Here is a 22746-nt window from a genome sequence, read left to right on the forward strand (position 1 = left end):
AAGAAGGTTAGCCCTCTCGTTCGTCATTCGAATCGAGAAGGCCAACATAACAAACGACAGGCGGTAAATTATTTGGCTTTGGTCAAGCCCGTAAGGGGCTTGATACAAACCCGGGCGCATTGCGCGCCCCGGTGTGTCAGGTGATGTTGGCCGTCGCCGGCTCATCCAGGCCCATGGCGTGCAGCCGCGAGTAATAGCCGCCCATGGCCAGCAGTTCCAGATGTGTACCGCGCTCGACAATTTCGCCGTGGTCCATCACCAGAATCATGTCGGCTTTCTCGATGGTGGACAGCCGGTGCGCGATAACCAGGGTGGTACGGCCTTTCATGACCTTGTCCAGCGCGGCCTGAATGTGGCGCTCCGACTCGGTATCCAGTGCCGAAGTCGCCTCATCCAGGATCAGCAGCGGGGCGTTTTTCAGCAATGCACGGGCGATCGCCAGGCGTTGACGCTGACCGCCGGAGAGCAACACACCGTTTTCACCGACTTCGGTGTCCAGCCCTTTGGGCAGTTCGGCGATAAAGTCCATGGCGTAGGCATCCGCCGCGGCCTTTTCGATGTCCTCACGCGGTGCATCCGCCAGGTCGCCGTAGGCGATGTTGTTGGCCACGGTGTCGTTGAACAGGGTCACATGCTGGGTCACCTGGGCCACATGCCGACGCAGGTTGCGCAGGCGGTAGTCTTCGATCTCTACCTCGTCCAACAGGATTTCGCCGGTTTCGTGATGATAGAAACGCGGGATCAGGCTGGCCAGGGTCGACTTGCCGCTGCCCGAGCGCCCGACCAGGGCGATCATCTGCCCCGGCGCGGCACTGAAGCTGATGTTCTTCAGCACTTCGCGCTCGGTACCCGGGTAGGTAAAGCTCAGGTTGCGCACGTCCAGGCGCCCGCTGACGCGATCACGCTCCACGGTGCCGCTGTCGACTTCAGGCACTTCATCCAGCTGTTCGAAGATGCTCTCGGCACCCGCCACGCCTTTCTGAATCGTCGAGCTGACTTCCGACAGCTGGCGGATCGGCTTGGGCAGCAGGCCCGCAGCGGTGATGTAGGCCACCAGGTCACCCGCCGTGGCATCGCCGCGCAGCAGCAGCACCAGAAACATCAGCGCGGCCATGGCGGTGTAGATCACCAGTTGCAGCATCGGGGTGTAGACCGCGCCGGTCTTGTTCATGCGCAGTTGCTTGTCGGTATTGCCCTGGCTGGCAGCGGCAAAACGGCGCTCCTCGTAGCTTTCGCCACCGAAGCTGCGCACCACGCGGTAGCCCTGGATGGTCTCGGAGGCCACGTGTGTCACGTCGCCCATCGCCACCTGGATCTTCTTGCTCTGCTTGCGGAATTTCTTGCTGGTACTGCCGACCATGATCGCAATCAGCGGCAGGATCGCCAGCATCACCAGGGTCAGCTTCCAGTTCATCCACAGCAGGTAGCCGAACAGGAACACCACGGTCAGGCCTTCACGGATCACCACCTTGATCGCATCCGTCGCGGCGCCGGTGACCATGGTCACGTTGAAGGTGATGCGGGAAATCAGGTGCCCGGAGTTATGCGTATCGAAATAGCGGTTGGGCAGCACCAGCAGTTTGTTGAACAGCTGGACCCGCAGGTCATGCACCAGCCCCAGGGAAACCTTGGCCAGATAGTAGTTGCCCAGGAACGAGCCGAGGCCCTGCCACGCAGCGATCAGGATGATCAGCAGCGGCACGGCCATCAACAGCTTCAAGTCTTTGAACAACGGGATCTTGGGCAGGAACACCACATCGGGATTACTCAGGCCATCCACGAAGTATTTAAGGATCCCGGCGAGCATCGGCTGGGTGGAAGCAAAGATCACGAAGCCCACGATACTCAGCAGGAACATACCGAGGTACGGTTTCACATAGCCCAGCAGCCTGAAATAAATTTTCAGGCTGGATTCCTGGTCCGCTTTGGGCGGTGCGTCACTCATGTGTCGAGCTCACTGATTGGGTAGGACGCGAACTTTATCACAAGCGTCGGGGTTGGCCCGAGCCCAGACCAATACACTGGCCAGCGCAATCGGCAGCCACGAGATAAACCACTCGGCCCGTGGCGTGCCCGTGAGGCTCGCCGCGTCGAACTGCATGGCCAGGAACGAGAACACCCACATGCCGATGATGCCCTTGCCGTAGAGCGTGTCGCGGGCTTTCCAGGCTTGCCACAACACGCCAAACCACAGCCCGCACCAGAGCAGCAGGCCCGGCAGGCCCAGTTCGAGGGTGATGTGGGTGAACAGGTTGTGGGAGTGATCAAAGTACAGGTTATCGGCAAATACCTTGTAGTCCCCGCCCAGGCCCAGGCCGGTCCACGGGTGCTCGGAAATCATCTGCAAGGCAGCCATGAAGATCTGCGGCCGGTAAGACACGCCACGGGCCAGCATCAGCGACTGCATGGCGAAGAACACCGCCAATGCCGCCACAACCGCCCCGATGGCGATCACGGCGGTACGCCGGTCGCGGCACCAGGCGGGCATGGCCACCACGGTCAACAGCAGCGCCAGGGCAGCGCCACGGCTTTGGCTCAACACAACAAACAGGCCGAGCAGTGCGATGGAGAAGGCCCACGCCACTTGCATCCAGCGCCCACGGGGCAGCCAGTGCAGCAACCAGACCGCCGCCATCCCGATCACGTAGGCACCCAGAATCGGGTGGGACAGCTGGCCCAAGCCTTCGAGGCGCGCAAACCAGGGATTATGCTCAACCCCATAAAACTTGATGATCGCCACCAGCGACGACAAGGCCAGGCCGAAACCGCCCCACTGCATCACACTAATGACCCGCTCGGTCCGGCCACACGCGAATACCGGGAAAAACAGCAGGAACACGCCGATATACAACAGGCGTTTGGTCTCACGTGAAGGGTCTTGGGCATTGGTCCACGACAAGCTGATGGCGCCCCATACCGCCAGCGCCACAATCATCAGGCATATCCAGCGTTGCTCACGCCAGACTTCCTTGAGGCGTTCACGCGCCGCCCACGCAAACACCATCGCCGGCAGCCACAGAAACAGCGTCAAGCCTTGCTGATAAATCTTGTTGGTCGGCGCGTAGGCAATCGCCAGCAAAAACCAAAGTAACCCTGTAATCATCCAGACCTGCGCCCAACGACTTGCTTGCATCACCCGCTCCTGATTACGTCCAACCCGCCAAGCCGGCATGGTTAAAACCCAAAACTTTCGGCATTATTACCGATCACTGTGCCCGCGACTCCCCACAAGGCTTTCCAACGATGCAATGTTCAAGGCTTGCCCAAGCCGATTTAGACAAGATGATTGAAGGTGCCAAAATCCTGGAGAAGGACAGCTATGGGCCCAAAGTCTACCTGCTGACCGACGGGAATATCCTCAAACTGTTTCGTCGTAAACGCCTGTTTTCGTCGGCGCTGTTTCGCCCGTACTCCAAGCGTTTCATCGACAACGTGGCGCAGCTGCAACAGCGCGGCATCCCCACCTTGAGCGTGCTCGCGTTCTTTCAACTGGCCGCGCCCGGCATGACCGCCGTGCTGTATCGCCCGCTACCGGGGGAAACGCTGCGCCAGATTTCCAACCGCGAAGGCTTTGAATGGGAAGCGAACCTGGGCCCGCTGGTGGCACTTATCCGCCGCTTGCATGGCGCGGGAATTTACTTCCGCTCCTTGCACCTGGGCAATATCGTGGTGACGCCAGACAATGAGATGGGGCTGATCGACGTAGCCGACATGCGCTTCCTGCGTGCCCCCCTGAACCCGGAACTCGCACGACGCAACCTGCAACATTTCGCACGCTATATTGCGCGTGAGAAGCTGAACGAACGCTTTCCAATGCATGCCCTGGAGCAAGCACTGCTAGCGGCATGAAAACAGGCGCCGGGAGGTTTCACTGAAGTCTGCCCAGGCTTGGTCCGGCGCCAGTGCCTGCGACTGAGCCGCCACCACCTCGGCGGCAGGGCTGGCGAATGCACGCGACATCAACTGGCCCCAAGCCGCTGCATTGTCTGAAGGGGCGTACCAACCAGCCTCCCCCAACTGCTCGCGAAAGACTGGCAAATCGCTGGTCAACACCGGCACGCCGGCCATCACCGCCTCTTGCAGGATCAAGCCCAAACCCTCTTGCGTGGATGGAATGGCCACCCAGTCAAAGGCCCGATACAGCGTCGCCGCGTCCGGCAAATGGCCGGGCAGCGACACCTTGCCCTGTAAGCCGAGCTGCGCAATACGCGCCTCAAGGGCAGACCGCGCCGCCCCCTCGCCGATGATCACCAGGTGCGCATCGGGCTGATCAGCCGAGACGTCGGCAAACGCCTCCAGCAAACAACCAAAGCCTTTGCTATCGACCAGGCGACCTACCGCGCCCAGCACCGGCGCGCCCTGCAACGCCAACCCCAGACGCGACCGCGCCTGCTCCCGCGACAGTGCACCCGCGCGAAAAGCGACAGGGTCAAACGCGCTGCGCAACACCGCCACCGGGCGTTGCAAATAACCTTCAAGCGAGACGGACAAGGTTTGCGACACCGCTGCCAGGGTCAATTGCGCAGCCGCAAACTGATCAAACAGCTTCTGGTCGGCAGGACGCAGGCGTGTGTGACCATGAAACACCACAACTATCCGCACCTGCGGCAGCCGCTTGAGCACCGGCAACATCACGCGGGCAACGCCAATGCCGTCCAGCAGCACAATCTCCATGCCTTCGGGCAGCGCCTTCTGAAAGCGCGCACGCATCCTGGGCATCAACAGCTTCCACAGATGCCGGCCCTTGAGTTGGGCCGAGGAAAGCTTCCACTCGAGCGCCGGCTCACCGTTCTGTGCACTGCCTTGAAGCAGCCAGGTTTCGATCGGAGCACGGCTGACCGCGTGAGACAGTATCTGCTGATGAACCTTTTGCACCGAAGCGAATGCAGAACCACCGGCCCACATGATGTTAAGAATGCTCATCGAGAAAAATGACCTTATGCGGCGTTGTGGTGACTTGTTCTACTTAACCAAGTAATTGAGTAACCAACCGATACCCACTCCCAGTATCAGCATAGCTGCCAGCTTGATCCGCTCGCGCCGCTTGCGCTTGAGCTTGGTCAAGCGCTCTTCTGCTGTCGCCACATGCAAACCGAAACCGGTGTGCAAAACCGCATCGCCTTCCAGGGTAACCGCCGCCAGATTCAATTCTGCGTAACGCCGGGAAAGCCCCTTCTCCCCTTCAAACCCTGCATAGGGTGCGCACAACCGGTATTCCTTGATCCGCCGCAGGCCCGGGTTCAGCGAAAACCCCTGCCAGTCGGGCTTGTCGGACAGCAACGGATAACACGGCACCCCGCCGATCACATCACGCGGCCCCAGATGGATATAGGGGCTGTGCACCTGCAAGTCGTACACGTAATTGCGCAACCAGACTTGAAGAATCTCGGGGCGCTGCTCCAGTACCGTCTTGGAATCCTCGACAAACCCGGGTCGGTAAAACGCCCAATCATCTTCGCAATGGAATATGTAAGGGGTCTTGACCGACTCGTAGGCCAGATCGATGGATGCCAGTTGCCCAAGCTTCGGACGGTTGATCAAGAAAGTGCAATGGCTGTGCCAGTGCTCAGGAATCGCGCGACGTACCGCTTCATCACCGGAGTCTTCGGTAATGAACACTTCGCGTATATCTGCCGTGTTGAACAGATCGAAGCTCTCGAGCGTGCGCTTCAACAAATCGAAGCGACCGCAACTGGTCACTACGAGCGTTATGTCGCTTTGATCGGAGAATTGCATTCAACGCCTCGAAAATTTCATATAGCCATCATATGCGACCCATCGGTCGCCATTACACGCCCAGTTTAAGGCGCAACCTTTCCAGCCAATTCAACGGCGCACACGGCCGCAGGGGCGGCTGGAGCACGTCGACAATGCGCTGGCCGAGACGCGCAAAGCTGAACTGGCTGACTGCCAGCGCTTGCCCATTACGCGCAATGTCTGCCGCCAGTTGCGGGTCGGCCCGCAACATGGACAGTTTCTCCTGCAACTGTGGGATGTCCTTGTAGAACACCACATTGACCATGTCCTTGAAGCCCAACGCCTCGTTTTCCGAAGCGCCCTGATCAAACGCCAGCAGCACGCAGCCACAGGCCATCGCCTCGAAGTTCTTGATCATGTACTCGCCCATGCCGACGTCGGCACTGACGAAAAACCGGATTCGGTTGAGGGTCGCGCAATATTCCTCGCCGGATTTGGTGCGCGTCACCACCAAAGGCTCAACCTGCGCCAGCTCGTCCAGCAACGCTTTGCGACCACTGTAGGCCACGCTGTTGGTGCTGCCGACAAACGCCAGTTCGATGTCGCGCTCGCGGTCCTGCGGCTGCAGCAGCGCCTGATCATAGCCTTTGGGCACGAACACCGCGTCAAAGCCTTCGGCGCGCAGGCGTTCGGTGACCCTGTGGCCGGAACTGATCACCCGCACCCATGGCAAGCGGCGGTAATGGGCGCTGAACTTGCCGGTGTACTTGCAAGGGATGTAGTTCTGATAGGCGTCGTGTTCAAGGATCACCAGGTTCGGGATCGTGCGAATAAACGCAGCCTGGCGGATTTCCTGCTTGAACCGCAGGAAGAACACAATGCGGTCATAGCGGGTCACGTCGACTTCACGCCGGAAGTAACCCCGCAGGTTGCGCTGTTCGTCACTGCTCAACCAACGCAGGTCGCACTCGCAGTGCTCGGCGACGCCTTCGTACAAGCGGTCGAGAATAGCGCGCTGTTCTTTCTGCACCAGAAACAAAACTTTCATGGGATTTCCTTTCACAAACGCCAGAACAACTCATGCCGTCGTACGGCCTTGCGGAAAAATTCGTTCTCACCATAAGGCGAGCGCGCACGCCCTGCCAGCACACGCTGTAACCAGCGCCGCACTTGGCGCTTGAACGGCGGCGCGGGCTGCAGGTCATGCATCATGCCCAGCGCCATGGCCTTGTCGCGCTGTTGTGCCGGCGACAGCGACAAGCTGTACGGCCGCAGCTCAAGCGCGTCATCGAACAGTGGCGGCAGGGCAATGCCGGCGCCCGCGTCACCCATGGGCCAGCGGTCGTTGTCATGCAGATGGTTGGCGTAGCCCAGCACGGCAGTCGGCTGCCATTCCAGCCCTTGCAGGGCCTCGACCACCGCTTGTTGCGCGCAGATATGATCCGGGTGCGGGTCGAGCACCGGGTGCGGCAACACGATCACTTCAGGGCGCGCCGTCAGCAGTAATTGGCGCAAATCGGCCAGCAGGTTATTCCAGGTCGGCAGGCCGTCATGGTCCGCCGGTAACGCGAAGGGGTTGAACTGGCGAAACAGGCGGATATCCGACAAGTCAGCCTCTCGCGAGGCGACCGGCTGGTCCGGCGAGGCGCGCATTGCCGGCAATTGCAGGCAGAAGTAGCCCAACTGCACACAATGCGCCTCTGGCACACCCGCCCAGCGCGGCACGGCGATGCTGTCCCAGGCACGCAAGCGGCCTTTGATCCGCGAGGCCTCGACCGGGTCCAGGCCCATCTGCTGATAGTGTTCGGCTTCGATCTCGCCAGCGGTGAGGGTCACGATCCACGGCTTTTCAGCCTGGCTATAAAGACCGAAAGCAGCCAATTCGGCATCATCGGCATGGGGCGCAATGACCATCACCCGCTGCGCCGAATAGTCCGCAGTGGCCCAGGCCCACAGGCGGGGCGCACCCTGCAGGCTGCAAAAACGCCCGCGCAAGCGCAGCTCACCCGCTATCAGGGCCGGGGCCAGGCCACTGAGGTTGAGGTAACGAACGCCATTGACCCCACGCTCGAACGCCTGCCGGTCGGGGCTTTCACCGCCGGAGATCTCGATGGCCGGGTCGAGAAACCGTCCCAGCCAACCGCTCTTGACCTTGATCGCCAGCACCAGCGTCGTATTGGCTTCGAGCGGCGCATCCACCTGCAGCCGCCCGCCTTCGAAGCGAACCCCGGCCAGCTCGGCATCCGCCGAAAAACGGTATTGATAGTCTTCGCCGGGCGCATAAAACAGGTGGTCGGCAAACCAGGCTTCATGGGCCGCCCAGGCCAGCACGCCGAGCACCAACGGCAACCACCAGGCGACGCTGATACCGACCACCACCAGCAGCACCAGGCCGATCAACACACCGACGCGTTTGTTGCGCCGATGGCGCTTGAGCAATTGCTGTTTGCGGCTCATACGGTCAGCACCGGCACGGAGTTGCACCAACGGTCCTTGTACTCCCGGTCGGCGCGCCCGAAGGAAAACCGCAGCGGCTTGCCGACTTCACGCGCCTGCTCCCAGGCACTTTGGGTATTGAGGAAGCTCAGGACACTGCCCGGGCTGAACGCACGGGTTTGAGGGTCGACGCCACCGTTGACGTACTCCACGCTGATCCACTCGGGCGACTCGACCCGATACACCAGCTGCACAGCGATGGGCGCGTCATTAAGGAAAATCACCGAGCCGATCAGCCACTCGCGCAGCAGCTCGATCACCTCGGCCATGCGCTCGGCACCTGTGGCGACAAAGCCCCAGCGGCGCAGGAACAAATCACAGTAGATCGCCGCCAGCTCCACGCTGGAAAACTCGCTCACCGGGCGCACAACGCCTCCGGCCTCTTCCAGCAAACGCAATTCGCGGCGCTGGTTGTAGCGGAACTTCTTCGACAGTTCTTCCGGCGTGCGGGCCATGGCCAGTTGCTCGGCCTGCGGCTTGAGGCCACTGAAACGGCCTTCATTCAGGGCCGACAGGTAGCGCGCACGCTGGCGCAACGGCGCCTCGGCGCCTGGCGCGGCGGGCAGGATCAACTCGGCATTACCCAGGTCGAACAGGCCCTTTTTACCGCGCTGCTTGAGCACGTCCTTGGACAGCGCAAGGTCACGGCCCCAGGTCGCGATGCACGCCTGAAGTTCGCCGCCTTGCTCCCAGGCCAGGTAACGCACCGGGATTTCAGCCAGCCCGGCGAGGCGCTCGATCACCTGCGGGTGGGTCGCAACACTGCCGCCAAAACGCTGCCAGGCGTCGCTGTAGACAGGCGCATCGACGACGGACCAGCCGCGCTCGCGCCAGCCTTGAAATCGATTGAGCATCAAGCCCCCGCGGTCAATTCAATAACGTGCGGCAGTTGCCAGAAGGTATCGCGTACCGCCTGATCCGAGAAGCGCTCGCGCAGGCGCTCCAGCATCATCTCGGCGCACTGCCGCTGCTGGTGTTGATCCATCGCAGCCAGGTGTCGCAACCCTTGGGCAAGGTGTTCGGCATCGCCGAAGGGAAACAGGATACCCACGCCCTCGACCACCTCCTTCGCCCCACCACAGGCCGTGGCCAGCAACGGCACGCCGGCCGCCATGGCTTCCAGCAGCACCATGCCGAAGGGCTCGTGGTCGGAGCTCAGCGCAAACACATCGAATGCCCGGAAATACCGGCGCGCATCCGGCACCTGGCCGAGAAACAGCACCTTGTCGGCAACCCCCAGTTCGCGGGCGAGTTCCTTGAGGTCTTGCTCCAGGCGCCCGCTGCCGAGGATCGCCAGGCGACGCTCAACCGGCAAGTGCGGCAGTGCCAGGGCAAAGCCCTTGAGCAGCGTGGCCTGGTCCTTGTCCGGGTGCAGGCGGCCGACATTGCCGATCACCCAGTCGTCCGGCGACAAGCCCAGCGCGTCACGCGCCTCATGCGCCGGCACCTGAATAGCCTGCAAGGCGTCGACGTCGATACGGTTGTACAAGGTCTGGATACGTGCGGCGGGCCACGCCGGCAGGCAACGGCGCATGTCATCACGCACAGCGTCGGATACACCGAGCAGGCTCAGGCGCTTGCGGAAAATCCCGGCAAACAGCTTGCGGCTGCGGCGCTGATAGTCACCAAAGGCATGGTGCACCCCAATCACCGGCAACCGCGTGGCCAGCAAGGCGACGTAGATCGGCTTGAAGCGGTGGGCAATGCAGAAACTGAAATTGCGCGACGCGGCGATCTTGCGCAGTTCACCGATAGCACCCAGCTTCAGGCCACGGATGGCCTTGGAGCTGAATTCCATGAACAACACTTCATCGCTGGCACAACCGGCCGCCACCTCAGGGTCAGCGACCCCGGTGAGAAACACCGTGGTCACCTTGTAGCCGGAGCCTGCGAACAAGCTGGCGTACTGCCGCGCGCAATCGAGGAACGGCCCGTCATAGCCGTGGCAGAACTGCAGGACGTGGCGTTCAGCCGAGCGCGTCATAAGGGTCCACGCCGTCTTTGACGACCAGGATGTCTTCCATGATCAGGTACTGCAGGTCGGAGCCGAAGAACATGTTCAGCGCGTCGGTCGGCGAGCAGATCATCGCTTCGCCACGACGGTTGAGCGAGGTGTTCAGCGACACGCCGTTGCCGGTCAGCACTTCAAGCTCTTTCATCATGTCGTAGTAGCGCGGGTTGTATTCGCGCTTGAGCACCTGGGCGCGGGAGGTGCCGTCTTCATGGACTACTTCCGGCACGCGGGTCTTCCACTCTTCGGCCACTTCAAAAGTGAAGGTCATGAACGGTGCCGGATGATCGACCTTGATCATTTGTGGGGCCACGGTGTCGAGCATCGACGGGCAGAAAGGCCTCCAGCGCTCGCGGAACTTGATCTGGTGGTTGATGCGATCCGCCACGCCGGTGGCGCTCGGGCAACCAATGATCGAGCGGCCGCCCAAGGCACGCGGGCCAAATTCCATGCGGCCCTGGAACCAGGCCACCGGGTTGCCGTCGACCATGATCTTGGCGATGCGCTGGGGCATGTTTTCGATCTTGCGCCAGTTCGGCTTGCTCTCGTGCCTGGCACACGCGGCGATCACGTCTTCGTTGCTGTAGGACGGGCCCAGGTAGACGTGTTCCATCTTCTCCACCGGTACGCCACGGGCGTGGGACACGTAGGCCGCCGCGCCAACCGCAGTCCCGGCATCGCCGGACGCCGGCTGTACGAACAGCTCTTTGACGTCGTCACGCGCAATGATCTTCTGGTTCAGCTTGACGTTCAGCGCACAGCCGCCAGCGAAAGCCAGCTTGCCGGTGTCCTTGAGGATGTCGCCCAGGTAGTGGTCGATCATCTGCAACGCCAGCTTCTCGAACAGCGCTTGCATGCTGGCCGCGTAGTGGATGTACGGCTCGTCGGCGATGTCGCCTTCGCGCTTTGGCCCCAGCCACTCGATCAGTTTTGGCGAGAAGTAGAACCCCTTGCCCTTCTCTTTGTAGCGGCGCAGGCCGATGACGTTGGCGTAGTCGGTGTTGATCACCAGCTCGCCGTTTTCAAAGGAGGCCAGGCGCGAGAAATCGTACTTGCTGGCATCGCCATATGGCGCCATGCCCATCACCTTGAACTCACCGTCGAGCATCTCGAAACCGAGGAACTCGGTGATCGCGCCGTACAGGCCGCCGAGGGAGTCCGGATCAAAGAATTCCTTGATCTTGTGGATCTTGCCGTTTTCGCCGTAGCCGAAGAACGTGGTGGCGTACTCACCCTTGCCGTCGATCCCGAGGATCGCGGTTTTCTCCTGGAAGCCCGAGCAATGGTAAGCGCTGGAGGCGTGGGCCAAGTGGTGTTCGACCGGTTCGATCTTGATTTTCTTCGGATCGAAGCCCAGTTGCTCAAGGCACCAGACGATCTTGTTGCGATAGCGCTTGTAGCGACGGTTGCCCATCAGGATCGCGTCAAGGGCGCGGTCCGGGGCATACCAGTAACGCTTGGCGTAGTGCCAGCGTGCCTCGCCGAACAAGCTGATCGGAGCGAACGGGATCGCCACCACATCAACGTCGGAAGGTTTGATGCCGGCCTGTTCCAGGCAGAACTTCGCCGATTCGTAGGGCATGCGGTTCTTTGCATGTTTGTCGCGTACGAAGCGCTCTTCTTCGGCGGCCGCGATCAGCTTGCCGTCGATATACAAGGCTGCGGAAGGATCATGGCTAAGGGCGCCGGACAGGCCAAGAATCGTCAATGCCACAGGGGTCTAGCCTCTTTTAGTCTGCATGCAGGCGGGTCGCGCCTGAAAAAGTGTGCTTCCTGCCTGGGCAGGAAACAGCTAAAGGGCGGGATTATAGCTTAAAAGCAGGGGGAAGCTGTTAGCGGCAAGCTGCAAGCGGGTCAGCGGTAGATTTCGATGCTGCCGTCCTTGTTCTGGCGGTAGATCGTGTAGGGCAGCACCAGCGTATCCAGCACCCCGGAGGCGACCAGCTCGGCGGCGAAAATCGGCAGCGCGCCGCCCCCGTGATCGATCAGGCTTTTGTCGTTCAGGCTTTTATCCGCCGCGGGCTCGCCATTGAGGGTACAAAAACCGTAGATCACCCCGCTGTAGATGCGCGGCACGTTTTCGCAGTGGCTGCGTGAGTCCTTGAGGTTCTGGCTGGCCACGGCATCCGGGCGGAAAACGGTGTTGATCGTGCCACAACCGGCAAGCACCAGCGAGGCTGCCAGCCACAAGACTTTCGATGTAATCCTCACGACCCACTCCTACTGATCCATTGGCCATTATTATTGCTAAGGCCGATCACGCTAACATCGACGCCCCTATGAGCCCAGTGCCGAAGAGCTGACTGGACGTGTAGGCAGATTCCTAAAGAAATAAATCGCCCGAGTCACTAAACTCGCGCCCCTTTGCGCGTTTACACCCTGAACGCCAACGGATTGCGGCTGACTCATGAACAACCTCGCTCGTCTCACCCTCCTGCTGCCCGGCCTGCTCGCCCTGTGCGACGCTGCCCAGGCTGACGAAACGCTGACCCTCGACCCGAGCGTAGTCACCGGTTCACGCAGTGCCAGCCCGACGTTCGACCTGCCGTACTCGGTGGACGGCATCAGCCGCGAGCAAATCAGCGACGGCCAGCTGGGGATCAATGCCTCCGAAGCCCTTTCCCGCGTACCGGGCCTGGTGGTGCAGAACCGCCAGAATTACGCGCAGGACCTGCAGATTTCCTCCCGCGGCTTCGGCGCTCGCTCGGCCTTTGGTGTGCGCGGCATCAAGCTGATCGCCGACGGCATCCCCGCCAGCACCCCGGACGGCCAGGGCCAGGCTGCCACCTTCAACCTCGACACCGCCGAACGCATCGAAGTGCTGCGCGGGCCGGCCGCCACGCTGTATGGCAGCAACGCCGGCGGGGTCATCCAGATGTTTTCCCGCGACGGCGAAGGCCCGCCGCGCATCGGCGCCGAAACCCTGGTGGGCAGCGACGGCCTGAACAAAAACCACCTCACCGCCGAAGGTGCAGCCAATGGCGCAGGCTTCGTGCTCGACGCCTCGCGCATGGACACCAACGGCTACCGCGACCACAGCAGCGCCCGCCGCGACCAGACCTTTGCCAAGCTCAACTTCCAGCCGGATGACGACAGCAAACTCGCGCTGATCTACAGCAGCCTGGAGCAGAACGGCACCCAGGACCCCCTGGGGCAGACCTGGGCCGCCTACAAGGCCGACCCGCGCTCTGTGGCGCCGGCCGCACTGACCTACAACACACGCAAAAGCATCGATCATCAGCAATTGGGCCTGAATTACGAGCGCTATTTCGGCGATGCAACCTTGCAGGTGAATGGCTATACCGGACGGCGCAGCGTCATTCAGTACTTGTCGATCCCGGACCGGTTTGCCAGCGGCTTCCCCAACCCGGCCAATGCCCGTGGCGGCGTGGTGGCGTTCGACCGCAAATTCTACGGCGGCTCCGTCCACTGGCTCCAACCCATCACCCGCGCACCCGGCGACCTGACCCTGATCGCCGGCCTCGATTACGACCGCAGCCAGGATGATCGCCAGGGTTATTCCAACACCGTCAACGGCGTGCACGGTATCAAAGGCGCCCTAGGCCGTGACGAAATCGACACCGCCACCAGCCTCGACCCCTTCGTGCAAGCCAACTGGCTGCTGGGCGACTGGACCCTGCAAGCCGGCCTGCGCCACAGCACCATGGAAATGAAGGTGGACGATCACTTTCTCAGCGACGGTAACGACAGCGGCAGCAAGACCTACCAGAAGAACACCCCGTCAGTCAGCGTGATGTACGCTTTCACCCCTGACCTGCACGGCTATGTGAGCGCGGGTAAAGGTTTCGAAACACCAACCCAGGCGGAGTCGGCGTATTCCAGCACGTCGAACGGTTTCAACTTTGCGTTGAAGCCATCGGTCAGCAAGCAGTATGAAGTCGGTTTGAAAGCCCGCCTCGGCCAGGACACCCGGGTCAATGCAGCCCTGTTCCAGATCACCACCGAAGACGAGTTGGTGGTGCAGCAGTCCAGCGGTGGCCGCACCACCTACCAAAACGCCGGCCGCACCCTGCGCCGTGGCTTCGAGTTGGGCCTCGAGAGCCAACTGGCCGAGCACTGGAGCACCAACCTCGCCTACACCCGCTTGCAAGCCACCTATGACAGCGATTTCGTCAGCGGCGCCAGCACCGCCGTCGACAAGGGCAACTACCTGCCCGGCGTGCCGCAAACCACGTTATTCGCTGAGCTGAACTGGAAGCCCAGGGATTGGGTCAGCACTGGCGTCGAAGGGATGTACCGCAGCAAGGTTTATGTTGAAGACACCAATCAGCAACACGCTGCGCCTGGCTACAGCGTGTTCAACTGGCGTGCGCGGTTTGAGCAGAAGGTCGAGCATTGGACGTTTCACCAGACGTTGCGGCTGGATAACTTGCTGGATCGACAGTATGTCGGGTCGGTGATTGTCGGTGATGGGAATGGTCGTTATTACGAGGCGGCGCCGGGGCGGTCTTGGTATGCGGGGGCTGGGGCGGAGTATCGGTTTTGATCGCTTTGGTTTTTGGGGGCTTATCCGTTATTGGGGTAACGGCTGCTTATGGTTCCGCTCTTACAGCGGGTCACTTTTGGAAAGAGCCCAAAAGTAACCAAAAGGCTCTTGCCCCACCACTCGGCACCTCGCCTCCGGCTCGGTGTGCCCGCACGCAGACTTGAATCCGTGGGCCGCCGCGCTGGGCCATCCATGGCCCAGCGCGGCTAACCCGGCGTCCTGCCGGGTTACCCACGGATTCAAGCCCGCGTGCGGCCAGCGTGGTTAATGGGGCGCCTAGGATCAAGATCAAAAGCAGAGCACGGCGGCCTAGTAGCCGACCTGAGTGGTGTAGATCAAGAGCGGGATCCCAGTGGATTGGCTTTTCTGTGGGAGCTGGCTTGCCTGCGATGCAGACACCTAGGTGTATCAGGCACACCGAGTTGATGCTTTCGCAGGCAAGCCAGCTCCCACATTTGACCGAGTACTGCCTCAAAGATCAGGTCGGCTGTCAGGCCGCCTCGCTTTGCTTTGTTTTTGCTGTGGCCCTTACATCCTTACCGCTGACGAAGTCAGCGATCTTTTGATCTAGGGCTTTTGATCGTGATCTGAGGCGCCCCGTCAATCACGATGGCCGAACGCAGGCTTGAATCCGTGGGCAACCCGGCAGGACGCCGGGTTAGCCGCGCTGGGCCAAGGATGGCCCATCGCGGCGGCCCACGGATTCAAGCCGGAGTGAGGGCACACCGAGCCGGAGGCGAGGTGCCGAGTGATGGGGCGAAGACCTTTTGGTTACTTTTGGGTCTTTCTGTATAGACCGGACACATGGTTGACGGGTGTGCGGGGACATGGTGGACACTTTTCGGCGAGCCAATTTCGCCGGAAAGCCATCATGCCCTGGGACACGAGAGATGCCATGAGCCTGAAAGAAGAGTTTGTTGCCTTAGCAGGGCAACCCGGCAGCAACAAACGAGAACTGTGCCGACGGTTCGGTATCAGTCCGCAGACGGCCTACAAGTGGCTTAACCGCTACGCGACGCTCGGCCATTCGGGGCTGCAAGATAAATCCCGAAAACCGGCTACCAGCCCCAAGCTGACCACGCCGGCCCTGGAAGCGCAGGTCATATCGCTCAGACAAGACCATCCAGCATGGGGTGGGCGCACGATCAGCAGCCTCTTGAAAAAGCAGATTGCTCCCAGCACCGTTACCAATGTCCTGCACCGGCACGGGCTGATTCAGCCGGCTACGAAGGAGCAAGAGGCAAAGCTGAGATTTGAACACGACGCGCCCAACAATCTTTGGCAGATGGATTTCAAAGGGCATTTCCCGACGCAAGAAGGCAGATGCCATCCCCTGACTTTGCTGGACGACCATTCACGTTTCAGTTTGGCTATTCACGCTTGTGATAATGAGCGTGGAGCCACGGTGAAGGAAAGGTTGACCGAGGTATTCCAGCGCTTCGGATTACCGGCTCGCATCAACGTTGATAACGGACCGCCTTGGGGCTCTCCACGTAACCCTGGTGAAATCACAGAGCTGAGTATCTGGTTGATTCGTCTGGGTATTCGGATCAGTTTCAGCCGTCCTTACCACCCACAAACCAATGGAAAGATTGAGCGTTTCCATCGCTCACTCAAGGCCGAAGTACTTGAAGGGCGTCAGTTTTCCACGCTCAAGGAAGCTCAAGCAGCATTTGATCGGTGGCGTGATGTTTATAACCTGCAACGGCCCCATCAGGCGCTGGACTACAAGGTGCCTATGGACCGGTATAGGGCCAGCCCATGGGCTTATCCGCAACAGTTACCAACCTTTGAGTACGGACCGGACGACGTATTAGCCAAGGCTTATCACAGCCGTTTTCGTTTTCAGAAACGCTACTTCAGCATCGCCAAAGGTTTGGCTGGGCATCACATCGCAATACGGCCCAACACTGAAGGTGATGGACTGTTTGACGTGTTTTTCTGCCATCACTTCCTACGAACGATCGACGTGAGCAAACCTGACTATGGTCCATAATGTGTCAACCATGTCCCCGCACATGTGTCCACCATGTGTCCGGTCTATACAGGTCTTTCCAAAAGTGACCCGCTGTAAGAGCGGAACCATAAGCAGCCGTTACCCAAATAACGGATACCCCCCCCCATCACCCCAGCCGAGGCAACCGCTGATCAATCAGCCGGTAAAGCGCACTCCCCTGCGGCCAATTACGCATAAACCGCGCACGATCTCTGGCATACGCCGGACCAAAGCTCCCCGCAGAACGATGCTGACACATCGCATCCAAGTCGATCAAAGCCCAACGATCCTCATGCCAAAACAAGTTGTGCCCCTTGAAATCACCATGACTGATACGCTCACGAATCAACCCAGCGAACAGCTGATCCAACGCCAGCAGCTCATTTTCCGGCGCATCCCCCCGCTCGATATAGGGCGCAAACCGCTCAATAATATCCGGCCCCGGCAAAAACTCAGTCACCAGATAAGCCCGACCACGCAACCAGAAAAACCGCTTCTCCAACACCGCCAGCGGCTTAGGCGTAGCAATCCCCAAAAACGCCAGACGATTACCCTCCCGCCACGAATGCCAGGCGCGGCTAGGGCGCCAAAAGCGCTTGAGCCAATGCGCAAAACCCTTGATGTTATAGCGCTTGATCACCAACGGCCGGCCAGCCACTTCGACCTTCGCCACACTCGCCGCACCCCCGGTTTTATACAAGTGCCCCTGATCCAGCAACGCGTCCGCCCGCTCAAGCACGGGCAGCATCGCAGGCTCTTCCTCGCGACGAATCGCGCGCAAGCCAAACGCGCCACGCGCCACACTGAACAGCGTGCACTCGCGGCCGACCTTGTTCAAAAAGTCTTTCAAGCGCCAGGCGCTGACCTTGCGCACCTGTGCCTCCAGGGCCTGCAAAGGCAAGGCGTGCTCGCCGTTGCTCAGCAGGTAGTACACCAGCAACTCTTCGGTGAATGGCTCAAGGTTTTTCGGCAACTGGGCAAAAAACACCCCGAGGTTTTCCAGCACCCGGTTGCGCGACAGCGGCTTGCCGGCCTCTTCCACGCGAATCCCGGCGCCGTCGATCAAGTACAGCTTGCCGTTCTGACGCAGCAGGTTGTCCAGGTGCAGGTCTTCCTGCCACAACCCCTTGGTGTGCATCAAGGCAATCGCGCCCAGCGCTTCGGCCAGTACAGCGGTTTGCTCGTCGGCCAACGGCGGCAGACCTTCAACGGCGTACCAGGCATCGGCCAGGCTTTCGGCGCCCTCCAGAAACTCGAACAGCAGCCAACCGCCCTCGCCTTCCTGCAAGCCATCGGCGAGCAACAGCGGCGTGGTCAGGCCCTGCTCGGCGAGCAGGCGCACGCCGCTGAGTTCACGCTGAAAGTGCCGCGCCGCCTTGCTGCCCACCAGTAACTTGGCCAGCACCGGGCGCCCGCGCCACACCGCCGCACCCACGTAACGCTCGCCCGGCAACACGCGCAACAGGCTCAGCAGTTGCAACTGGCCGGGGCCGGCGGCGTCCGCCAGGTCGAGGGTCAGCGGCAGGCTCGGCGTGCGGCCGGCGTTTTTCAGTTCGGACAGGCGCATCAGCGGTTCTCCTTGTGGCTGCGCCGCGTCGTCAGACGTTGCAGCCAGGTGGCGACCAACGCACTGTCCTGCGGCTGATCAAGGTAGGCCGCCAGCAGTTGGCGTACTTGCGTGTCCGACCACACGCGTGCGCGGCGCAACAACGGTTCCAGGTCCTTGACCCGGTCACGCCAGCCGAACAGCAGCGGGCGGGTTTTCTCCAGGTCGATCAACTGCGCGGCGTAACCGTCGCCGGTGGCCTGCAGGAAAATATGCTTGGGGTAAAAGCAGCCATGCACCTGGCCGACACTGTGCAGCCGACGCGCCAACTGACCGCAGGCCAGCAGGATCGCGGCATGCTGCGCGTCGCTCAGGGCAGGCCACTGTTCCAGCAGCGAATCCAGGTCATTCCAGCCGTCGAGGGCGCGGGTCAGCAGCATCGCACGGTGTTCGCCGGCCACCTTGCGCTCGCCGTAGAACGCCGCCTGCAATGCCGGGATACCCAACGTGCGGTAACGGCTGATATTGCGGAATTCGCGCGAGAAACTTGGCTCGCCCAGTGGCCGGTGCAAGCTGCGCGTCAGGTAGTTGCTCTGGCGCTTGAGGTAGTAACCATGGCCATCAAGCTCCAGGCGAAACACACTGCTCCAGCCGCCACGGCTGGTGTTCGGCTCGTCCACTGCATCCAATTGCTTGGCCCACAGCGCATCAAAGGTTGCGAGGCCGTGCCGCTCCAGCAAGGCACGGTCTTCGGCCGCCAGGAAATCACTCATTCGCGCCCCTCGAAAAACTTCACCACGTGGCGAATACGCTGCTTGTCCGACGCACTCAGGTGCCGGCGCTGGCGGTACTGCATGTAAAAACGCAGGCGCTGGGTGGCCGACAGGTGATACTTGGCCACCTTGTCCAGGCAGGCCAGGTCCTTGGTGATCCGGTACTTGAGCCAGAAGCCGCGCCAGAAATCGCCGTTGGGGCAGTCGATCAGGTACAGGGTCGACTGGTCGTCGATCAGCAGGTTGCGCCACTTCAGGTCGTTATGGGTAAACCGGTGCTCGTGCATGGTCCGCGTGTATTCGGCGAGCTGGCGGCTGACCGCGTCGACCCATTTGGGGTCGCGCAGCCGCGCATCGTTCCGCTCGGCCAGCACGGAGAGGTCTTCTGTCCTCGGCAACTCGCGGGTGATCATCGCGCCACGGTCATAGGCCAGGCCGTTGCGCTCAAGACCCCAGGCCACCACGTCAGCGGTGGGGATGCCCCACTTGGCGAAGCGCTTGAGGTTCTGCCATTCGGACTTGACCCGCGGCTTGCCAAGGTAGCGGCGCAAGCCCTTGCCGGCGCCGGTGTAGCGCTTGACGTAGTAATTGACCCCGCCGCGCTCCACCCGGATCACTTCCGACAGCGGGTCGCGGGTCAGGCGCTCGCCTTGCAGGGCAAACACCGCTTCGAGGCTTCCAAAATCATCCGCCAGGTTGGCGTAAGCAGGTTCCAGGTTCCAACCCGCCATCAGATCGCATCCCCGTAACGTTGCTTGCGCGCATACAGCTTGTCGGCCTTGCGCTGCATCAGGCTCAGCGACGCCGATTGCTCGGCCAGGATCTGGCGCAACGGCTGGCGGAAATAGCCCTTGAGGAAGCGCAGCTTGTCACGCCGGGTCAGGCCGATTTCCAGCGCCGAGTAGTACAACGCGGACAAGTCCTTGTCGCGCCAGCGCAGCGGCAAGTGGGCGCGCAGTTGGGCGCGGTGCAGGTCGATCACCGAGAGTTTGATGTTGCGTGCGTCAATCGGTTGCGCGGTATCCAGCAGGAAATGGCAGAGGTAGCAGTCGCGATGATTCACGCCGCCCCGGTGCATCTCGCCGACCATGCGCGCCAGCTCGGCGGTGAGGGCGTGGCGCAATGCAGGTGCAGGCGGCTCGGCGACCCAGTTCAGCGTCAGGTCTTCGAGGCTGAGGGTCGGCGCCAGTTCTTCGGTGATGATGAAGGAGTGCTGGTCCGCCGGGTTGCTGCCCTTTTCACCGAACGCCACGCCGGTCATGGTCGGTACGCCGATTTCCTGCAAGCGGTGAATCGCATCCCACTCCAGGCCGGCACCGAGCACCGGCAGCTTGGCGGTGATCAGGTTCTTGAAGATTTCCGCCCAACCGATGCCCCGGTGGATTTTCACGAAATACGCACGGCCATCGACCTCGGTGCGTAACGTGCGACGCGCCGCCAGCTCACGGAATACCTGGCCTTGCAGCTGCTCGACTGCGGCGAAGGCATCCAGCCCGGCCCATAACGTCTTGAACGGTTCGGCAAGAATCAACTTCATCGTTTTGGCTCCGCCAGAATCACATCCGCAGCGTGCTGCGGCATGCTGTAGAGGTCGGCCGTCTCGGCAAAGGCCAACCCATTGCGGCCCCAGGCCGCGCGCTGTGCAGTGTCGGTGAGCATGTGCGTCAGGTATTGGTTGAGCTGCGTTTGTTCAAACGGCTCATCCAGTACCCGGCCGCTGTCGGCCTCATTGATGTAGTGGGCATAACCACACACGGCCGAGACCAGTACCGGCAAACCGGCCACCAGGGCTTCGAGCAGCACGGTGCCGGTATTTTCGTTGTACGCCGGGTGAATCAACAGGTCGGCGCCCAGCAGGAAACGCGGGATATCGCTGCGGCCCTTGAGAAATTGCACGTTATCGCCCAACCCCAATGTAGCGCTCTGCAGTTGGAATACTTTGGGGTCGTCCTGGCCAATTACAAACAGGCGGGTGCGTTTTTTCAGTTCCGCCGGCAGTGCGGCCACGGCTTTCAGGCTGCGGTCGACACCTTTGGTCTTGAAGCCCGAACCGATTTGCACCAGCAACAGGTCGTCATCGCCCAGGTTGAATTCCTTGCGAAACCCTTGGCGAATTTCGGCGGCGTTCGGCGGTGCGCGGCGGTCCTGGGCGATGCCCGGCGGCAGCAGGTGGAAGCGTTCCAACGGGGTGTCGTAATGCTTGATGAAGAGCGGCTGCTGCACTTCGGAGATCATCAGCACTTCAGTCTTGGCGTCCTTGGCGAACACCGCACGTTCGTACTCGGCAAAGTGCTTGTAACGGCCAAAGCTTTTGTACAGCGAGTGGCGCAGGTTTTGCGCCTTGTCTTCAAAGCAGCCGTCGGCGGCGTAGTACACGTCCAGGCCGGGCATTTTGTTGAAGCCGATCAAACGGTCCACCGGGCGCTTGGCCAGGTCGGCGGCCATCCAGGCGCTGAGCTTCTCGTTGCGCCGATGGTTGAAGAACGCCTTGACCGGCGCCACCAGCACTTCGAAGCCCGGCGGAATGTCACCCTCCCAGATCAGCGTGTAGACACGAATCTGGTGGCCGCGCTGCTGGCACTCCAGGGCGATACGCATGAAGTCACGCTGCAGGCCGCCGAAGGGGAAATATTTGTACAGAACAAAAGCCAGTTGCATCAGTGCAGCTCCTCAGCCAGTAACAACGTGCTCAGCCGGTTTGCCACACGCTCAGGGTTCAAGCGCGTAAAGCACAGGGGCGACTCGCGCTTGATGTCGAACCGACGCAGGTCGTCGGCCGTCGGTTGATAGGTACAGTGCTTTTGCAGGCACGGCGCGCACGGGAAGTCGCTGGCCAGGTGAATCTGGCCCTTGCCGTAGGCACCGGTCAGGCCGGGGTTGGTGGGGCCGAACAGGGAGATGGTCGGCACGTCCAACGCGGCCGCCAGGTGGCCAAGACCCGTATCCACCGCCACACAGGCGCGGGCGCCGGCCAACACACGGGCGACGCCGGCCAGGTTCAACTTGGGCAGCACTTCAGCATTTTTCAGGCCCTGGGCCAGGCGTTCGGCGCGGGCTTTTTCGGCGGGGTTACCCCACGGCAATTTCACGTCCACGCCCAGGCGGCCCATGCGTTCGGCCAGTTCGCGCCAGTAGGCTTCGGGCCAGTGCTTGGTGTCCCAGGTGGTACCGTGCAGCAGCAGTACAAACGGCTTTTTCGGCGGCAGGCCGAGCAGCTTGTCGACGCTCAAGCCGTAGTCGCCCAGCCCCTTGGGCAAGTCATAACCCAAGGCCAAGGCGAACAGTTGGCGCAAACGCTCCACCGCGTGCTGCCCACGGGCCACAGCCAGGCGCCGCGAGTAGAAGCGCGCCGCGATCGGTTCACGGGCCGAGTTTTTGTCGAAGCCCGCTACGGGAGCGCGCACATAACGCGTCAGCCAGGCGCTTTTCAGCAGGCCCTGGGCGTCGATCACCAAGTCGTATTTGGTCGACTGAATGCGTTGCTTGAAACCGCGCCATTCGCCACTTTTGAGGGTTTGCCAGAGGTTTTTACGCCAGCGGCGGATCGCCACCGGGATCACCTTGTCGACCGCCGGGTGCCAGGTGGGAATTTCGGCAAAGCCTTCTTCCACCACCCAGTCGAATTGAATACCCGGGATCGCCCGCGCTGCGTCGGTCAGTGCCGGCAGCGCGTGGATCACGTCGCCCAGGGATGAGGTCTTGATTACCAATACGCGCAAA

General features: G+C 61.2%; 19 protein-coding genes. 3 read left to right on the plus strand and 16 right to left on the minus strand.

Annotated features, from left to right (window positions below; translation table 11 throughout):
* Positions 1-136 precede the first annotated feature (136 nt).
* Positions 137-1945 (minus strand): lipid A export permease/ATP-binding protein MsbA, encoded by a 1809-nt coding sequence (msbA, locus tag LRS56_24070; protein ID WDU61835.1) that lies wholly within the window; start codon positions 1943-1945, stop codon positions 137-139.
* Positions 1946-1954: 9 nt separating this feature from the next.
* The gene (locus tag LRS56_24075; protein ID WDU61836.1) at positions 1955-3133 is read right to left on the minus strand and encodes an O-antigen ligase family protein; all 1179 of its coding nucleotides are present in this window, start codon (positions 3131-3133) and stop codon (positions 1955-1957) included.
* Positions 3134-3282: 149 nt separating this feature from the next.
* Here LRS56_24075 and LRS56_24080 point away from each other — a divergent pair, with 149 nt between their 5' ends.
* Positions 3283-3849 carry a toluene tolerance protein gene (locus LRS56_24080; protein ID WDU61837.1) on the plus strand — a complete coding sequence of 189 codons (567 nt, stop codon included), beginning with the start codon at positions 3283-3285 and terminating at the stop codon, positions 3847-3849.
* Here the strand turns inward: LRS56_24080 and LRS56_24085 are convergent.
* The 8 genes from LRS56_24085 to LRS56_24120 all read right to left on the minus strand — a co-directional run bounded on the left by LRS56_24085 (position 3838) and on the right by LRS56_24120 (position 12409).
* A complete protein-coding gene (locus LRS56_24085) occupies positions 3838-4923 on the minus strand; it encodes a glycosyltransferase (protein ID WDU61838.1) in 1086 nt (361 codons plus the stop codon). The two genes, LRS56_24080 and LRS56_24085, sit on opposite strands and share 12 nt — an antisense overlap.
* A gap of 39 nt (positions 4924-4962) precedes the next feature.
* Positions 4963-5736, minus strand: a complete 774-nt coding sequence (locus LRS56_24090) for a glycosyltransferase family 2 protein (protein ID WDU61839.1) — start codon at positions 5734-5736, stop codon at positions 4963-4965.
* 52 nt (positions 5737-5788) lie between these two features.
* The gene (locus LRS56_24095) at positions 5789-6745 is read right to left on the minus strand and encodes a glycosyltransferase (GenBank protein ID WDU61840.1); all 957 of its coding nucleotides are present in this window, start codon (positions 6743-6745) and stop codon (positions 5789-5791) included.
* Between the two features lie 11 nt (positions 6746-6756).
* A complete protein-coding gene (locus tag LRS56_24100) occupies positions 6757-8154 on the minus strand; it encodes a PIG-L family deacetylase (GenBank protein ID WDU61841.1) in 1398 nt (465 codons plus the stop codon).
* Entirely contained in the window at positions 8151-9047 is an 897-nt protein-coding gene (locus LRS56_24105; GenBank protein WDU61842.1) for a GNAT family N-acetyltransferase, read from the minus strand. The genes LRS56_24100 and LRS56_24105 overlap by 4 nt, the downstream gene beginning before the upstream one ends.
* The gene (locus LRS56_24110) at positions 9047-10177 is read right to left on the minus strand and encodes a glycosyltransferase (protein ID WDU61843.1); all 1131 of its coding nucleotides are present in this window, start codon (positions 10175-10177) and stop codon (positions 9047-9049) included. The genes LRS56_24105 and LRS56_24110 overlap by 1 nt, the downstream gene beginning before the upstream one ends.
* Positions 10161-11918 carry a carbamoyltransferase gene (locus LRS56_24115; protein ID WDU61844.1) on the minus strand — a complete coding sequence of 586 codons (1758 nt, stop codon included), beginning with the start codon at positions 11916-11918 and terminating at the stop codon, positions 10161-10163. The genes LRS56_24110 and LRS56_24115 overlap by 17 nt, the downstream gene beginning before the upstream one ends.
* A gap of 140 nt (positions 11919-12058) precedes the next feature.
* On the minus strand, positions 12059-12409 hold the full coding sequence (locus tag LRS56_24120; GenBank protein ID WDU65806.1) for a YceK/YidQ family lipoprotein: 351 nt from the start codon (positions 12407-12409) through the stop codon (positions 12059-12061).
* 202 nt (positions 12410-12611) lie between these two features.
* Here LRS56_24120 and LRS56_24125 point away from each other — a divergent pair, with 202 nt between their 5' ends.
* Both LRS56_24125 and LRS56_24130 read left to right on the plus strand, forming a co-directional pair.
* A complete protein-coding gene (locus tag LRS56_24125; GenBank protein ID WDU61845.1) occupies positions 12612-14711 on the plus strand; it encodes a TonB-dependent receptor in 2100 nt (699 codons plus the stop codon).
* An 871-nt stretch (positions 14712-15582) separates the two neighbouring features.
* Positions 15583-16707, plus strand: a complete 1125-nt coding sequence (locus tag LRS56_24130) for an IS481 family transposase (GenBank protein ID WDU61846.1) — start codon at positions 15583-15585, stop codon at positions 16705-16707.
* A gap of 127 nt (positions 16708-16834) precedes the next feature.
* Here the strand turns inward: LRS56_24130 and LRS56_24135 are convergent, their stop codons facing one another.
* From LRS56_24135 to waaC, 6 genes are read right to left on the minus strand one after another with little or no spacing between them, the layout of a single operon-like run.
* Positions 16835-18274, minus strand: coding sequence for a serine/threonine protein kinase (locus LRS56_24135; GenBank protein WDU61847.1), 1440 nt, complete (start codon positions 18272-18274; stop codon positions 16835-16837).
* Complete coding sequence (locus tag LRS56_24140; protein ID WDU61848.1) at positions 18274-19026, minus strand: lipopolysaccharide kinase; 753 nt, start codon at positions 19024-19026, stop codon at positions 18274-18276. The genes LRS56_24135 and LRS56_24140 overlap by 1 nt, the downstream gene beginning before the upstream one ends.
* Complete coding sequence (locus tag LRS56_24145) at positions 19023-19757, minus strand: heptose kinase (protein WDU61849.1); 735 nt, start codon at positions 19755-19757, stop codon at positions 19023-19025. Before LRS56_24145 ends, LRS56_24140 begins: the two co-directional genes overlap by 4 nt.
* Positions 19757-20563, minus strand: a complete 807-nt coding sequence (gene rfaP, locus LRS56_24150) for a lipopolysaccharide core heptose(I) kinase RfaP (GenBank protein ID WDU61850.1) — start codon at positions 20561-20563, stop codon at positions 19757-19759. Before rfaP ends, LRS56_24145 begins: the two co-directional genes overlap by 1 nt.
* On the minus strand, positions 20560-21684 hold the full coding sequence (locus tag LRS56_24155; protein ID WDU61851.1) for a glycosyltransferase family 4 protein: 1125 nt from the start codon (positions 21682-21684) through the stop codon (positions 20560-20562). The genes rfaP and LRS56_24155 overlap by 4 nt, the downstream gene beginning before the upstream one ends.
* Positions 21684-22745: a lipopolysaccharide heptosyltransferase I gene (waaC, locus tag LRS56_24160; GenBank protein ID WDU61852.1), complete on the minus strand. Its 1062-nt coding sequence runs from the start codon at positions 22743-22745 to the stop codon at positions 21684-21686. The genes LRS56_24155 and waaC overlap by 1 nt, the downstream gene beginning before the upstream one ends.
* Between the last annotated feature and the right edge of the window lies 1 nt (position 22746).

It is taken from the genome of Pseudomonas poae, from assembly GCA_028869255.1.
GTDB classification, from domain to species: Bacteria; Pseudomonadota; Gammaproteobacteria; order Pseudomonadales; family Pseudomonadaceae; genus Aquipseudomonas; species Aquipseudomonas poae_C.

Excerpts from the sequence above, each read along its gene's own strand:
- LRS56_24095 (WDU61840.1), bottom strand. The coding sequence starts at position 6,745 with ATGAAAGTTTTGTTTCTGGTGCAGAAAGAACAGCGCGCTATTCTCGAC.
- LRS56_24110 (WDU61843.1), bottom strand. The coding sequence starts at position 10,177 with ATGACGCGCTCGGCTGAACGCCACGTCCTGCAGTTCTGCCACGGCTAT.
- LRS56_24135 (WDU61847.1), bottom strand. The coding sequence starts at position 18,274 with ATGCGCCTGTCCGAACTGAAAAACGCCGGCCGCACGCCGAGCCTGCCG.
- LRS56_24090 (WDU61839.1), bottom strand. The coding sequence starts at position 5,736 with ATGCAATTCTCCGATCAAAGCGACATAACGCTCGTAGTGACCAGTTGC.
- msbA (WDU61835.1), bottom strand. The coding sequence starts at position 1,945 with ATGAGTGACGCACCGCCCAAAGCGGACCAGGAATCCAGCCTGAAAATT.
- LRS56_24130 (WDU61846.1), top strand. The coding sequence starts at position 15,583 with ATGCCCTGGGACACGAGAGATGCCATGAGCCTGAAAGAAGAGTTTGTT.
- LRS56_24125 (WDU61845.1), top strand. The coding sequence starts at position 12,612 with ATGAACAACCTCGCTCGTCTCACCCTCCTGCTGCCCGGCCTGCTCGCC.
- LRS56_24105 (WDU61842.1), bottom strand. The coding sequence starts at position 9,047 with ATGCTCAATCGATTTCAAGGCTGGCGCGAGCGCGGCTGGTCCGTCGTC.
- LRS56_24145 (WDU61849.1), bottom strand. The coding sequence starts at position 19,757 with ATGGCGGGTTGGAACCTGGAACCTGCTTACGCCAACCTGGCGGATGAT.
- rfaP (WDU61850.1), bottom strand. The coding sequence starts at position 20,563 with ATGAAGTTGATTCTTGCCGAACCGTTCAAGACGTTATGGGCCGGGCTG.
- LRS56_24075 (WDU61836.1), bottom strand. The coding sequence starts at position 3,133 with ATGCAAGCAAGTCGTTGGGCGCAGGTCTGGATGATTACAGGGTTACTT.
- LRS56_24080 (WDU61837.1), top strand. The coding sequence starts at position 3,283 with ATGATTGAAGGTGCCAAAATCCTGGAGAAGGACAGCTATGGGCCCAAA.
- LRS56_24155 (WDU61851.1), bottom strand. The coding sequence starts at position 21,684 with ATGCAACTGGCTTTTGTTCTGTACAAATATTTCCCCTTCGGCGGCCTG.
- LRS56_24100 (WDU61841.1), bottom strand. The coding sequence starts at position 8,154 with ATGAGCCGCAAACAGCAATTGCTCAAGCGCCATCGGCGCAACAAACGC.
- LRS56_24085 (WDU61838.1), bottom strand. The coding sequence starts at position 4,923 with ATGAGCATTCTTAACATCATGTGGGCCGGTGGTTCTGCATTCGCTTCG.
- LRS56_24140 (WDU61848.1), bottom strand. The coding sequence starts at position 19,026 with ATGAGTGATTTCCTGGCGGCCGAAGACCGTGCCTTGCTGGAGCGGCAC.